This is a genomic window from Pseudonocardia sp. Cha107L01, assembly GCF_052566575.1.
The window spans coordinates 4,179,806-4,193,799 of the sequence record NZ_CP199579.1 but is presented as its reverse complement, the minus strand read 5'-3'; the positions used below and the strand labels follow the sequence as shown (position 1 = coordinate 4,193,799).

Sequence of the window (13,994 nt, the reverse complement as noted above, 5' to 3'; positions counted from 1 at the left end):
TACAGGGACCCTCGGGCACCGATCGGCTCACCGTGGTGCTCGAACCCGCACGCCCACACACCACCGCCGCCGTCCAGCTCGCGGTGTACGGCCTGACCCGACGCGAGAACGAGGTGGCCACCCGAATCCTGCGTGGCCAGTCAAACCGGGCCATCGCCGGTGCGTTGAACCTCACCGAGCACACCGTCCACGACCACATCAAGTCGATCTTCGACAAGGCTGGCGTGCGTAGCCGCGGCGAGCTCGCCGGCCGACTACTGGCCCCACCCGAGCCGGGCTGAGCGAGCGCACGCAAACCGTCTGACGGAATCGGCGCGAAGGGGGACCACCCAACAACGGGACGGCGCGCACAGTCAGCGGCGAGCGCGGTGGGCAACCAGGTCGGCGCGCAGTTGGCTGGCCAGCGCGGGATCGGTGAGCAGCCGGACGACCAGCATCCGCAGCACGTCCTGACCGGTGACACGCGATAGCCCCAGCTCGTCAGCCGTGGTGTGGCACCACTCGCTCAGCCCGAAATGCAGGCGCGACAGCATCACCGCGCGACGTACTGGCTCGCCCCGCCTGGGCCGCCCCAGGGCCTGTCGGTCCTCACGTTCGAGGGCCTTCTCCCGTCGACGGTTGAGCTGCTCCAGACGGGCTTTCAACCCATCGCTTCGGCTAGTCATACAGCGGCCCTTCGACGAACGACCGACCTAAATGCACTCCTGGCGGCTGGGCAGTACCCCGAGGTCGTCGCAGACACTCCAACGTAGGAACACAACGTGGTGATGCTACCCTTACTTCGCTCGTCCACACCCGCGGCATCCACATTCTCGGCGTCACCGCCCACCCAGTGCCGCTGGGCTCTATTAGGTCCAGCTGATGTAGATCTTGATGCAGCGATCGAGAGTTGTGGGGCCGCAAATTGGAGTCAACGACCGGACCTCGCGGAATCGTCCGCTCGAAACAATTGCGTCCCCCATTTTCGGATGGACGTAGATGAGCGTCAACGCTCGTGGGCGCCGATCAAGCGACGCTATGATCATGTCCAGGACATCCCGGAAGAGCTGCGCTTCACGAATGCAGCAATCACGACGCTTATCGGTGGGCCGGGCTCTGTCAGCAGTTGCTTGACGGCGTCGCGCCGGCGAGGCCCTGCTGCGGCAGGTCGCCGCCGAAGCGGGATTCACTGGCGTCCACCGTGTCCCGGTGGATGCACCGCTGATCTGGTGTTGGAGCCGCGGCCCTGATCGGTCAATGATGAGCACCTGATGAGCACAATTCACACTGGTCAGCGGCTCGTTGGCCGCGATGCAGCTCTGGCAACCACCGGAGCCGCCCTCGCCGAGGCGTCGGTCGGCACCGGTGGGGTGCTGCTGGTGACGGGAGAGCCGGGCATCGGCAAGTCTGCGGTGCTTGCCGCGCAGTCCCGACTCGCGGCGGCGGCCGGGACTCGCGTCCTGCGCGGGATCGGTTGGCAGGGCCCAGGCGCGCCACCGTACTGGTTGTGGACCCAGGTAATGCGGGGGCTCCCACTTGACGGGCTCGGCGACGCCACCCGGCTGCTTGAGACGACGACCCCCAGCGACGCGACCGAAGCTCCGGAGGCCCGCTTCCGGCTCTTCGATGCCGTCGGCCGGGCGCTGGCTGGGCTGGCCACAACCACACCGGTACTGGTCGTGCTCGACGACCTGCACTGGGCCGACGACCAGTCCCTGCGTCTGCTGGAGTTCCTCGGCCGAACCATGGCCGCCCAGCGCGTGCTGTTCTTGGGCGCCTACCGGGACGGCGAGGCGGGTGCGCTGCTTCGTGAGCTTGCCGCTGCCGGTCCGGTGCTGCCGCTCGCAGGCCTCGACGTGGACGGGGTCTCCGCGCTGATGGCGGCGGTGGCCGGCCCGGTGCCCAGCGCCGAGCTGGCCGACGCAATCCGACGACGGTGTGGGGGCAACCCGTTCTTCGTGCGCGAGTTGACCAGGCTGATGATCGCCCACGGTAGCTGGTCGGCGGACGCGGAGATCGTCCCCGACTCGATCCACGAGACGCTGCGCGTGCGGGTTGAGCGGTTGTCCCGACCGTGTCTGGAGTTGCTCGAGGTGGCCGCGATCGCCGGCGTCGAGGTGGTACCCGAGTTGCTGGCCCAGGCCGTACCGAACATCGAGCCGGACATCGGGGACCTGCTCGAGGAGGCCAGGCGCGCCCGGGTGCTGGTCACCGAAGCCAGCAGATTCCGCTTCGCGCACGACCTCTATCGGGAAACCGTCCTCGCCCGGACCCCTGCCGGCAGACAGCGGCAGCTGCACGCCGGTGTGGGCCACGCACTGCATACGCTGTCGGCGCACGGGGCCGACCCCGCCGCGGTCGGCGGCGCCGCCCGTGTCGCGGCGCATTTCGTGGCGGCCGGGCCGGCCGCCACCGAACAGGCGCTGCACTACTCGGTGCTGGCCGCCCAGGAGGCGACGGGCCGACTCGGGCACGAGAACGCGGCACACCACTACACCACCGCGTTGAACCTGCTGCGCGACGTCGAAAGCGACACCCCCCGACGGGTCGAGCTGCTGACCTCGCTTGCTGGCGCGTGGAACCGTGCGGGCAACCCACACGCCGCCCGCGATGCCTACCTCCGCGCGGCACCATTAGCCCGTCGGCTACCAGACCCGGCCGCGTTGGCCGAGGCGGCGTTGGGTATCGCGGCCCTGGGCGCTCGATCGGGCACCGTCGACCCCGCCTGCATCGGAATACTGGAGGAGGCCCGCGCCTTACTGGCCGCTGAGGACAGCTCGGACGCCCGCGCCACCCACTCCCGGGTACTGGCGGCGCTGGCCCGGACGCTGCGACATGCCGCCCCCGGCTGCCTCGACCCGACGGCGGCCGGGGCCGCGCAAGACGCCGTCAGGCTGGCCCGCGCGTCCGGGGAGCCCGCCGCGCTGGCGCACGCCCTGCTGGCTCAGCACGATGTCATCTGGGCACCGGGCACCGCCGGGCAACGGCTGCCGGTGCTGCTCGAGATGGCGGATGCCGCCCAGAGAGCCGGCGACCAGGACCTGGCCGCGGAGGCGGTGCTGCTGCGTGCCGCGGCCCTGATCGAGGATGGCGACCCCGAAGGGCCGGCCGAGCTGGCCCATTACACCCGGCTCGCCGACCGGCTGGGCCACGCCAGAGGCAGATGGGGTGCGCTGAGCAGGCGAGCGACGCTCGCGGCGGTGGCCGGACGCGTGGCCGAAGCCGAGGCGCTGGCCGATGAAGCGCTCGAGCTCGGGATGGCAATCGGACTACCCGACGCGCACGGCTGCTACGGGACGCTGCGCGGCTCGCTGACCGCCATCGGCGGCACGTCCGTGGCGATCACCGAACTCATGCCCGCCGCCGACCCATTGTGGCCGATCTTCCCTCTACTCAAAGCCTGGACGCTCGTGCTGTCCGGGAACCTCGACACAGCCCGGGAGACGATGCACGGATTCTCCGTACAGTCCGTCCCGGCCAAGCACGACCTCGAGATGGTCTCCGTCACGGCCACGGTGTTCGCGGCCGTCGGCACAGACGCGCAACGCGCCTGGTGCTACGACACCTTCGTGCCGCACACAGGCCGGCACGCCGTGGTCGGTGGATGCGCCAGCTACCACGGCGTGGTGGATCACTACCTCGGCGTGCTGGCGACCGCGCTGGGTCGAGCGGAGGTCGCGAGCAAACATTTCACCGACGCAATCGCGCACTACGAGCGGCTCGGTGCCTGCGCCTGGGCCCAGCTCAGCAGCGCCGAGCTGGCCCGACTCCGACCAGAGTCGGCGGCGGCCGGTGACGGTGACACCTTCCAGCTCGAGGACGGCATGTGGAGGCTGCGCTTCGGTGCGCGCGAGGTCTGGTTACCTGACGCGAAAGGCCTACGCGACCTCGCGACGCTGCTGGCTTCACCGGATCGTCCGGTCCACGTGTTCACGCTGTTGGGCCGCGAGGATCCACCCGCCGGCGCCGACCCTGTCCTCGACCGCCGCGCGGTTGCCGAGTTCCGCAGCCGGCTCGGCGAGCTGGATACCGAGATCGACGAGGCCGAACGCTGGCGCGACGAGCACCGGGCCCGGCGTGCCCGAGCGGAGCGGACCGCGCTGCTCACACAGCTGCGAGTCGCCAGCGGGTTGGGCGGACGAGCACGCAGACTCGGCGACGACACCGAGCGAGCCCGCAAGACCGTCTCCGCGCGCATCCGCGATGCCCTGCGCCGCATCGACCGAGTGCACCCCGCACTCGCCGGACATTTCAAGACGACCATGCACACCGGGACCCACTGTTCCTACAACCCCGACCACCCCAGACACTGGCGACTCTGATGCGGCGGGACCTGCACGTGGACTTCTTACCGGGAGCCTCGCCGCACGCCTTTCGGTCGCTCCGGCCCGTAGGTTGTCCGCATGGACATCGACACCACGAGTGTCTGGGCCGACTCAATGCCGAACGCCTATGACCGATGCCTCGGGCCGGCGGTGTTCCACCCGTTCGCGGTCGACCTGGCCCGTCGAGCCGCCCGGCTCGCACCGGTCCGGGTCCTGGAGCTCGCCGCGGGCAGCGGGATACTGACCCGGGAGCTGATCGCCGAGATCTCCGCGGCCGCGGTGACGGCCACGGACCTCAATACCGCGATGGTCGAATTCGGCTCGCTACGGGTCCCGCAGGCGAGCTGGCAACAGGCCGACGCGCAGCACCTGCCCTACGACTCCGGCCGGTTTGACCTGGTCATCTGCCAGTTCGGAGTGATGTTCTTCCCCGACAAACGGGCAGCGTTCGCTGAGATGCGCAGGGTCCTCGGCCCAGGCGGTCACCTCCTGTTCAATACCTGGGACACCATCGAAACCCACGGCTTCGGCCGGGCACTCATGGCCGGGCTCGAACGAGCGTTCCCCGGGAATCCGCCCACGTTCCTGGTGCGCGTGCCGCACGGCTACACCGACCCGCGGACCATCGAAGCCGATTTGACCGCCGCGGGCATGAGCCCCTCCGTCATCGAGACGATCACGCTCGAAGGGCGCGCGGCATCGGCGGCGGACGTCGCGACGGGCTTCTGCACAGGAACACCGCTGCGCGCCGAGATCGAGCAACGCGCCGATCTCGGCACCGTCACCGAGCTGGTCGCCGCGGAGATGACAACCCGCCTCGGTTCGGGACCGGTCGCCGCCCCCATGACGGCGCACGTCGTGCTCACCGCGCCGCAGCCACCTCCGCACGGAAACACGTCCCCGTAACTACTTGATCGACATTTACCGCGCAACGACTATCGACCGGTCAGGGCCGCAGCTCCAGCACCAGGTTCAGCGGTGCCTCGACCGGCACCCGTCGGACGCGGGTGAAGCCCGCTGCCGCCGCCGTATCGCGCAGCAGGGCCTCCCCGGCTTGGGTCCCCAACGGCGCATCGCCGTGGGCTCCCGCCGTCTGGGAGACCGCGTTCGGGGTGCAGATCAACGTGGACACCGCGTAGAACATCCGGCCCGTCGGGTTCAGGTTGTCTTCGACGTGGTCGCCCGCGAGCGGTTCGACCAGCACCACCGCACCATCCGGGGCCAGCGCGGCGTGGGCCTGGCGCAGCGCGCCGACGGGGTCACCCAGGTCGTGGAGCGTGTCGAAGAAGGTGATCAGTTCGTAGCCGCCGCCGGGTATGTCGGTCGCCGAGGCGACCTCGAACCGCACCCGGTCGGCGACCCCGGCCGCCTCGGCGGCCTGCCGCGCGTGGGCCACGGACGCGTCGTGGTAGTCCACGCCCAGCACCCGCGACGCCGGGAAGTGCCGCGCCACCGCCAGCGTCGGTGTCCCGTAGCCCGAACCGACGTCAAGCACGGCGCCGCCGGCGGCCAACGCGGCGGTCACCGAACCGAGCTGGTCGAGCACCGCACCAATCAGCTCGGCCGGCAGCGCGACCTGCGTCAATGCGTCGCTGCCCCGCCAAAACAACGTGTCGTGGCGGTGCCAGCCGAACCCCTCGCCCGCGCCGAATGCCGCGGCGAACTCGTCGAAGCCCGCGCCGAGCGAGCGGAACATGTCGGTGGCGGCGTCCACCATTCCCAGGCCCGGACCGTGCACGAACGCCTGCGCCACCGCCTCAGGCAGGGCGAACGTCTCCTCGTCGGGCCGGTAGGTCAAGTAGCCGCCCGCGGCCTGGGCCCGGCACCACTCCCGGACCAAAGGCTCGGCCACCCCGGTCCGGGCGGCGAGCTCAGCCGGGCCCAGCGGCCCGGCCCCGACCAGCGCGGTCCACAACCCGGTGCGGGTCCCCAGCGCAATGAGCAGCACTCCCAGCGAGCCCGCCAGGTCGTCGACAAGCTGGCCGATCACGGCATCGGGCGTGCGCTCCCCCACCTCAGCGGCAGCGGTCATCGTGCACCTCCGGTCAGGTCCGCGGCCGGGTCCGATCCGGCCGTCATCAGGACGGCGCTAGTTCATTCCTCGCGAGGTGCGAGGTCGGACCCAGCGGCCCCCATGCAGGACCACGACGACGACCCGTGCGAGGAGAGCGACCATGTTCCTGAGCGCCTACCACTTCGACGGCCATCCCACCGCGCTCTTACCGGCCTACGACCTGCTGCGGCAGGGCTTCCCACCTGACACGTTCGAGTTGCACGCTTGCGTCGTCACGGGAGTCGGGATCACGGTCTACGACGCCTGCCCGACCCGCGAGGTCTTCGAAGGCTTCAGCATCGGCCCCGAGTTCCTGGGGTCGTTGGCGGCCGCCGGTCTGCCGAGGCCACGGATCGAGCCGCTCGGCGAGGTGCATCACGCCGTCGCCGGGAAGTCGGTGACCCGATGACCGCCGCCACCGAGCTGGCCGGCCTGGACGCCACTGGCCAGTCCGAACTGGTGCGCCGCGGCGACGTCCCGGCGGCTGAGCTGGTGGAAGGGGCAATCGAACGTATCCAGCGGCTCAACCCACAACTGAACGCGGTGGTCACGCCACTGTTCGACCACGCCCGCGCCACCATCGCCGCGGCCACGCCGACTGGACCGTTCGCGGGGGTGCCCTTCCTGCTCAAGGACCTCATCGTAGAAATCGAGGGCACCCCGTTCCACGAGGGCTCGATGTTCCTGCGTGACAACGTGTCCCGCTACACCTCCGAACTAGTGATCCGGCTTCGCCGGGCCGGGCTGGTCATCCTCGGCCGGACCAACACCCCCGAATTCGGGATGGCCCCGACATGCGAACCGATACTGCACGGCCCCACCCGCAACCCGTGGAACCCGGCCTACTCCACCAGCGGATCCAGCGGCGGATCGGCCGCCGCCGTCGCCTCCGGCATGGTGCCCATGGCGCACGGCAACGACCTGGGCGGATCACTACGATTCCCCGCCTCGGCGTGCGGGCTGTTCGGGCTCAAACCCACCAGGGCCCGCAACCCACTCGGCCCCGAATACGGCGACGCGATCGGCGGCTGGGCCGTCGAACACGCACTGACAGTCTCGGTCCGCGACAGCGCCGCGTTGCTCGACGCCACCGCCGGACCCACCCCAGGCGACCCCTACCCCGCTCCGCCACAGACCCGACCCTTCGCCGCCGAGGTCGGCGCCGACCCCGGCCGGCTGCACATCGCCTATACCTCCCGCACCCCTGGCGGAGCACCTGGCCACCCGGACTGCGTGGCCGCTCTCGACGACGCGGTCGCACTGTGCGCGTCGCTGGGCCATGAGATGGTCGAGGCGGACCTTCCCGGCCTCGATCAGGTGGTCGGCGCCGCGATCGGCACAGTATTCGAAGCCGCGACCGCATGGATCGTGCGCTACTGGATCCGCCACCAGGGCCGCGAACCGGAACCCGACGAGCTGGACCCGCTCACCCGCGCCTACTGGGAAGCCGGCCACCGGGTCAGCGCCGCGGACTACCTACTCGCCGTCGAAAAGCTTCAGAGGTTCTCCCGCACCGTCGCGGCATTCCTCACGACGTTCGACGGGTGGCTCACCCCCACCATGTCCGAACCCCCCGCCCTCATCGGCGAGATCACCTCCACCCGACAGGAACCACTACGCGCCGCGCAGCGCGGCGCGCGGACAGTGGCCTACCCACTGGTCGTAGCGAACATCACCGGCAACCCCGCGATGTCCTTACCCCTGTTCTGGAACACCAACGGCCTCCCGATCGGCATACACCTCCTCGGCCGCTACGGCGACGAAGCCACCCTGCTCCAGCTCGCCAGCCAACTCGAAACCAGCCGACCCTGGGCACACCGACACCCCCAAATCCACGCCCTCGGATGCACGACAGGCACTGAACCAATCAACTGATCCGACGCATATCTCCGACCCAGTCCTACGTCAGTTCGCGCTGATCCGCGCTCACCGGTTCGTCCCGTCCGTGCCGGCTGTTGGTCAGAACGCGCCCCCTTCCGGCGTGGACCGACTGTCCGGTGATCCAACGGGCCTGGTGTGAGACGACGAATCCGACGATGTCGGCGATGTCCTCGGGTTCGGCCCGGCGGCCGAGCGGCACGTCGGCGACCATCCGCTCGATCACCGCGGGCGGCAGTGCCGCCAGTGCGTTGGTGCGCACCGGCCCGGGCAACACGCTGTTGACCGTGATCTGGCGGGGGCCCAGGCAGCTCGACCGCCAGCACCCGGACGAGCTGCTCGAGCGCCGCCTTGCTCGCACCGTAGAGCCCGGTACCCGGTTGACCGGTGACGATGAACCCGGCGGACACCGCGACCAACCTGCGGCCGTCGCGCACCCGCCGCGCTCCCTCGTGCAGGGCGAGGAAACCCGCTCTGGCATTGGTGGCGAAAACCGCGTCGAAGTCGACGACCTCGGCCTCGCTCGACCGATACCCCGCGCGGCCCCGGTGACCAGGGCCAAAGGTGCTTCCACCCGGCAGATGCGGGTGATCCTCGCCGCAGTGGCCCGCGACGCCGGGGTCACCGCCCAACAGGTCGAACTGCTCTGCGTGCTCGAGCGCGATCAACCCTCCCTCGACGCGCTCGCCACGCTCCTGGGCTGCGACAAGACCAACATCACCGGCATGGTCGCCCGACTGATCCGGCGGGGTCTGGTCAGCCGCCAGCCCGACCTCCGCGACCGGCGGATCATCCATCTGCGGCTGACCGACGGCGGGACGTCAGTTCAGCCGTGAGCTGAAGCGCGAGGTCCAGAGGATCGCCCCGCCGTTGGCAGGGTCGAACACATGTCCGCCCAGGTGCCGGTCGACCTCGGCCCCCAGCAAGCCCGCGGTGAGAACCGGGAACGCGATCAGGACGAGAATCATCGTGACAAAGATGTTCCAGGTGAAGATCGGCATTCGGAACATCGTCATCCCGGGACCGCGCAGGCAGACCACGGTAGTGGTGAATTGACCCCGCCCAGGATCGTGCCCAGACCGGCAATCACCAGACCCATGAACCACAGGTCCGCGCCGACCCCGGGCGAGTGCGCGCTCGCGGCAAGCGGTTGGTAGGCGAACCAGCCGAAGTCGGCCGCACCACCAGGGACCGCAAACCCCGACAGCACCATCAGCCCGCCGAACAGGAACAGCCAGTACTAGAAGGCGTTCAGCCGGCGAAACGCGACATCGGGCGAACCGATCTGCGGCGGCAGGATGTAGTTGGCGAAACCGAACAGGATCGGCGTCGCGTACAGCAAGCATGATCGTGCCGTGCATGGTGAACAGCTGGTTGTACTGCTCCGGCGACAGGAACTGCGTCCCCGGACGAGCCAAGTCAGCGCGCATCAGCAGCGCCATCGCCCCACTCACCATGAAAAACCCGAACGACGTCACCAAATACAAGATCGCGATTTCCTTCGGATCCGTCGTATGAAAGAACCGCAGCAGAGACGTCCCCTTACCCGCCCGCCGCGCCGGGTACGGGCGCACCACTGATCGGCGTCGGAGCCAAATCAGTCATGATCTTCTCCCAACCGCGCGAGTGCTCGACACCTCGGCAACGGCCCACCGGCCCCACGAACGGGATCGGTGACGAAACCGAGAATCCCAAGCCGTACATCGTCCTCCTCTTCTATCGCTACCGAAACGCCGAGTCAGCCGTCACCAGCCCATCGACCGACCACGCGCTTCAACCGCCGATGCATCAGCACAGAGCTCAACCAGAACGGGCCACCGGGCGGATCTGGAGGCGCGGATCGTCGACCTACGGCGGACGCGCGACTCCCTGACCGATCTCATCAACACGTGCGGCCTGCGTCGGACCGATCGCAGCTGCTCAGTGCTGGCCGCGCTGGAGAATCAGCGGTCCAGGTGGTCCTGCGCCATTTCGCCGCAGCCGGGCACCCGCCAACGACCGCAAACCTGGCGGCCACCGGGCGAACCCTTGACGAAGTACTGGCCGCCTTGCATGAACTCGACGCGATCCGGATCGGACGGCCGCATCGACTCGACCGATCAGACCACCGGCCAGCCCGTGCACATCACCGCCACCGTGGGACAGACCCGCTGGGAACCACACGGCGCAGTAGTGTTCCTCGGCGCCACCGCCGGCGGCGGCCCTCTGCCGACAACTGCTGCGACTACCTCAACCGGCGGGTCAGCGGTGCGCTAATCCTGGGCGGCGCCTTCCTTGCGGTGTAATGGGTTCGCCGTCCAGACGTTCTCGAAGGCGACGCCGGCGGCCCGGTAGGTGCGTCGGACGGCTTCGGCGTCGGGCGCCTCGTAGACGCATACGCAGCGGGTGCCGTCGCGGGCGATGTAGGAGCTCAGCCAGTGCACGTCGTAGACCGGCAGGCAGGGCGACACCTTGTCGGCCACGGGGCTGCCCTGTGACAGGTCGATCGGGGGGTCGAACTTCTCCTCAACGATGACGACGGCCATGGTGTCTTCCTCCTCGCTCATCCAAGTTTCGGGGCCAGCATCCTCTTCGCGTCCCGCAGCCACGAGTCCGCGTCGGCGCTCAGCTGGTCGCTGCCCGCGTCTCGAGCGGCGTCGATGTGGCCTACGGCATCCTCGCGGGAACCACCGCGGGCCGCCACACAGGCCAGCACGGCGTGCGCCCGTCCGGCTTCGAGCGGCCGGTCCACCGACACCGCCAGCGCAAGCGCGCGCTCCGCTTGCACCCGGGTCCGGGCGAGGTCACCCCGCACGTACTCCATCTGCGCCGAGACGTTCAGGACCTCGGGCATCAGGTACCGGGCGTCGATCTGGTCGAGGCGGGCGACGGCGGCGTCCACCTCACCGGCAGCCCCCGGGTCGCCCGCGGACAGGCGGGCGAGGGCGAGGACGGCGGCGGCGAACGCCTCCTCGCTCCCACCCGGGCCGAGCCTGAGGGCCAGCGGTACCAGCTCGGAGGCCAGCTCGACGGCGGTCCGCGCGGCGCCGGTCTCGACCTCGAGCATGGCCAGGCGGGCCGAGCATTCGAACTCGGCCCAGTGGTCGCCGCCGTCCGCGGCGAAGGTGCGTGCCTGCCGCAAGGCCGCTCTGGCGCCGGCGGCGTCGCCCGCCCAGCACAGAACGAGCCCCAGCCCCCACTGGTAGCGCATCGACCCGACGATCACCGGGCCGATGGCGGCCAGGTCCTCGAAGACCCGCCGAGTGCGGGGCATGTCCATCTCCAGTAGGGCCAGGCAGCGGGCGCTCTCCAACAACGGCTCCAGGTCGGGCCGCCCGCTCGCCGTTTCCAGGACCGTGGCGGCCCGCAGCAGGAGCGCCCGGGCCCGGGGGATGTCGCCCCAGCTGAGGTGGTACACCCGGGCGAGAAGGTGCAGCGCCTTGGCGAAGTCGCTGTCCCGGCCATGTCGCTGCGCGGCGGCGGATAGCTCGGCGAGGTCACGGGCGAGGTCGCCGGGCTGGCGCAGACGCAGGCCGGGGTGCAGGAAGAGCTGCAGGAGCTGAACCTGGACCGGGATGCGGTCGTCGGGAGCCAGGCGGGCGGCGTGGCGGCGGCCACGTTCGAGGAGCACTTCGGCCTCGGCGTAGGCGAACACAGACAAGCACCGCCGCGCGGCCCGGGCGCAGGCTGCGGCGCAGACGAGGCTGTCCCCGCCCTCGTCGGCGTGGCGGGCGACGTCGGCGGCGAGGATCAGGTCCGGGTCGGGCACCCCGTCGAGTACCGCCGCGATCCGGTGGTGCAGCAGCCGGCGACGGGGAGCCGTGAGCCGGCGGTACGAAACCTCCCGGATGAGGTCGTGGCCGAAGTCGTACGTCCCGTCGGGCGTGGCGTGCAGGATGCCGTGCCGCTCGAGCTCCTCAAGCGGGGGAAGCAGGTCAACCGTGGGCAGGTCGGCGAGGTCGGCCAGCAGACCGGGGGCGACGTCGCGCCCGAAGGCAGCCAGCCACGGCACCAGGGAGCCGGCGACGTCACCGAGGCTTCCCAGACGGTCGCCAATAAGGGCCTCAACCCGGTCCGAGACGACGCCCTCGCCCCGGGCCAAGGCGTGGGCCATCTCCACCACGAGCAGCGGGTTGCCATTGCTGGCCGCCACCACCGGAGACGGGTCGACGCCGGCCGCCACCGACTCGGTGAGTGTCCGGACGGCGTCCGGCGGGAGCGGTGGCACGACCATGGAGGCGAGATGGCCGTGGCGATCAAGATCCCGCACCAGCCGACGGACGGTAGGGTTGACCTCAAGTTCCCCGGCTCGGGCGGCGGCAGCGAACACGACCCCCTTCCCGCCCAGCGCCCGGATCGTGAAGTGGAGCAGCCCGGCGGATGCCTCGTCGAGCCAGTGGATGTCGTCGAGGACGACGACGAGCGGGCTGGCCCCGGCCAGCAGCGCAAGCAGCGAGGCGACGGCGTCGTAGAGGCGGCGCTCGTCCTCCAGATCGGACGGCGCGCCGGACAGCTCGGGCAGCAGCGGCGCGAGGTCGGAGCGGAGCCAGTCCGGCAGGGGCGGCACCGGCGCCGAGCGGATGGCGTCGATCCAGGCACCGTAGGGGCGGCCCCGTTCCGCCTCGTAGGCCCGGCCGGACAGCACCCGGCCCCCGGCAGCGGCGAGGCCGGTGGCGAGCTCGGTGAGCAGGCGGGTCTTGCCGATGCCCGGTTCGCCGTGCAGGAGAAGCAGGCCATCGCGGCGTCCGGTGCGGACCTCGTCGACGAACTCGGCCATGAAACCGCGCTCCTTGGCCCGTCCGACGATGGCTCTCGCCAAAGTTGGCGGGACGGGCACCGCAGCTGCCGGTGTCCACGGTCCGGCCCGGGCGGCCGGGGCGGGAACCACGGGGTCGGTCCTGCCCAGCAGTTCGGGCCGCTGGCGGAGGATGGCCGATTCGAGCTCGCGCAGCTCGGTGCCCGGCTCGAGCCCGAGCTCATCGGCCAGGAGCTTGCGAGCCCGCTGGTAAGCCCGCAGGGCGTCGGCCTGGCGCCCCGACCGGTACAGGGCGAGCATTAACAGCACCCAGAGCCGTTCCCGCAGTGGATGGTCGGCCAGGAGCCGCTCCAGGCGGGCGACAACTTCCCGGTGGCGGCCCGCATCGAGTTCCACCTCGACCTCGAGCTCGGCCGCGGCGGCCCGCAACTCGACAAGGCGGGCAATCTCTGGCAGGGCGAACGGCTCACCGGCCACATCTGCCAGGGCCGGGCCGCGCCACAGTGCTTGGGCCTCCCGTAGCAGGGCAGCGGCGACGTCGGGATCGCCGGCGGCCCGGGCAGCGCGTGCCTCCCGCAGGAACCGCTCGAACCGGACGCTGTCGAGGGCCTCGGGGTCGATGTCGAGGGCATAGCCCTGGCCCCGCGTGGCGAGCAGCCCGGAACCGAGCGCCTTGCGCAGCTGCGACACGTAGTTCTGCAACACACCCAGGCCGGTACTCGGCGGGCTGCCGGCCCACAGGTCCTCAATCAGCTGGTCGCGGGACACGACCTCGCCGTGGTGGACGAGCAGGTCGATGAGCAGCGCCCGCAGCTTAGGGCTGCCGGGCTCAACGGCCTCGACGTCCCGCATCACCTGCAAGGGGCCCAGCACCTTGAACCGCACACGCGGCACCCTACCTACGGCTGTCCGCAACTCCCCAGGACAAGAGCGGGACTGAAGCGTTCCGAGAGCGGGCCTGAAGACGCCTGCCCGAAGATGCCTGAGCGGGCGCAACAGGCGCCCCAACCGGAAGGAGTTTTAC

General features: G+C 70.3%; 12 protein-coding genes and 2 pseudogenes. 6 read left to right on the top strand and 8 right to left on the bottom strand.

The window, feature by feature from the left end; translation table 11 throughout:
* Positions 1 to 32: 32 nt before the first annotated feature.
* Positions 33 to 281 (top strand): response regulator transcription factor, encoded by a 249-nt coding sequence (locus ACTXG6_RS19775; protein ID WP_445189269.1) that lies wholly within the window; start codon positions 33 to 35, stop codon positions 279 to 281.
* 72 nt (positions 282 to 353) lie between these two features.
* On the opposite strand, the gene ACTXG6_RS19770 is transcribed toward ACTXG6_RS19775, so the two are convergent.
* Entirely contained in the window at positions 354 to 536 is a 183-nt protein-coding gene (locus tag ACTXG6_RS19770) for a hypothetical protein (RefSeq protein ID WP_445189268.1), read from the bottom strand.
* A gap of 714 nt (positions 537 to 1,250) precedes the next feature.
* Between ACTXG6_RS19770 and ACTXG6_RS19765 the strand changes: the two genes are divergently transcribed.
* Together ACTXG6_RS19765 and ACTXG6_RS19760 are read left to right on the top strand one after the other, a co-directional pair.
* Positions 1,251 to 4,301: an ATP-binding protein gene (locus tag ACTXG6_RS19765; protein ID WP_445189267.1), complete on the top strand. Its 3,051-nt coding sequence runs from the start codon at positions 1,251 to 1,253 to the stop codon at positions 4,299 to 4,301.
* An 81-nt stretch (positions 4,302 to 4,382) separates the two neighbouring features.
* The gene (locus ACTXG6_RS19760; protein ID WP_445189266.1) at positions 4,383 to 5,210 is read left to right on the top strand and encodes a class I SAM-dependent methyltransferase; all 828 of its coding nucleotides are present in this window, start codon (positions 4,383 to 4,385) and stop codon (positions 5,208 to 5,210) included.
* A 40-nt stretch (positions 5,211 to 5,250) separates the two neighbouring features.
* On the opposite strand, the gene ACTXG6_RS19755 is transcribed toward ACTXG6_RS19760, so the two are convergent.
* Complete coding sequence (locus ACTXG6_RS19755) at positions 5,251 to 6,336, bottom strand: class I SAM-dependent methyltransferase (RefSeq protein ID WP_445189265.1); 1,086 nt, start codon at positions 6,334 to 6,336, stop codon at positions 5,251 to 5,253.
* 142 nt (positions 6,337 to 6,478) lie between these two features.
* On the opposite strand from ACTXG6_RS19755, the gene ACTXG6_RS19750 reads away from it, so the two are divergent.
* Together ACTXG6_RS19750 and ACTXG6_RS19745 are read left to right on the top strand one after the other, a co-directional pair.
* Positions 6,479 to 6,766, top strand: coding sequence for a hypothetical protein (locus ACTXG6_RS19750; RefSeq protein WP_445189264.1), 288 nt, complete (start codon positions 6,479 to 6,481; stop codon positions 6,764 to 6,766).
* Positions 6,763 to 8,232, top strand: a complete 1,470-nt coding sequence (locus ACTXG6_RS19745) for an amidase (RefSeq protein ID WP_445189263.1) — start codon at positions 6,763 to 6,765, stop codon at positions 8,230 to 8,232. The genes ACTXG6_RS19750 and ACTXG6_RS19745 overlap by 4 nt, the downstream gene beginning before the upstream one ends.
* Before the next feature lie 25 nt (positions 8,233 to 8,257).
* Here the strand turns inward: ACTXG6_RS19745 and ACTXG6_RS19740 are convergent, their stop codons facing one another.
* Both ACTXG6_RS19740 and ACTXG6_RS19735 read right to left on the bottom strand, forming a co-directional pair.
* Positions 8,258 to 8,512, bottom strand: coding sequence for an SDR family oxidoreductase (locus ACTXG6_RS19740; RefSeq protein ID WP_445189262.1), 255 nt, complete (start codon positions 8,510 to 8,512; stop codon positions 8,258 to 8,260).
* Positions 8,513 to 8,603: 91 nt separating this feature from the next.
* A pseudogene (locus ACTXG6_RS19735) lies at positions 8,604 to 8,867 on the bottom strand (hypothetical protein); the annotation flags it as partial.
* Here ACTXG6_RS19735 and ACTXG6_RS19730 point away from each other — a divergent pair.
* A complete protein-coding gene (locus tag ACTXG6_RS19730; RefSeq protein WP_445190054.1) occupies positions 8,817 to 9,071 on the top strand; it encodes a MarR family transcriptional regulator in 255 nt (84 codons plus the stop codon). The pseudogene ACTXG6_RS19735 and the gene ACTXG6_RS19730 overlap by 51 nt on opposite strands.
* A 3-nt stretch (positions 9,072 to 9,074) precedes the next feature.
* Here the strand turns inward: ACTXG6_RS19730 and ACTXG6_RS19725 are convergent.
* The 4 genes and pseudogenes from ACTXG6_RS19725 to ACTXG6_RS19710 form a co-directional block, all read right to left on the bottom strand.
* Positions 9,075 to 9,840 (bottom strand): annotated as a pseudogene (locus ACTXG6_RS19725) (cbb3-type cytochrome c oxidase subunit I); the annotation flags it as partial.
* 338 nt (positions 9,841 to 10,178) lie between these two features.
* Positions 10,179 to 10,322: a hypothetical protein gene (locus ACTXG6_RS19720; RefSeq protein WP_445189261.1), complete on the bottom strand. Its 144-nt coding sequence runs from the start codon at positions 10,320 to 10,322 to the stop codon at positions 10,179 to 10,181.
* Positions 10,323 to 10,487: 165 nt separating this feature from the next.
* The gene (locus tag ACTXG6_RS19715) at positions 10,488 to 10,781 is read right to left on the bottom strand and encodes a nickel-binding protein (protein ID WP_445189260.1); all 294 of its coding nucleotides are present in this window, start codon (positions 10,779 to 10,781) and stop codon (positions 10,488 to 10,490) included.
* Positions 10,778 to 13,855, bottom strand: coding sequence for a BTAD domain-containing putative transcriptional regulator (locus ACTXG6_RS19710; protein WP_445189259.1), 3,078 nt, complete (start codon positions 13,853 to 13,855; stop codon positions 10,778 to 10,780). Before ACTXG6_RS19710 ends, ACTXG6_RS19715 begins: the two co-directional genes overlap by 4 nt.
* Positions 13,856 to 13,994: the final 139 nt, after the last annotated feature.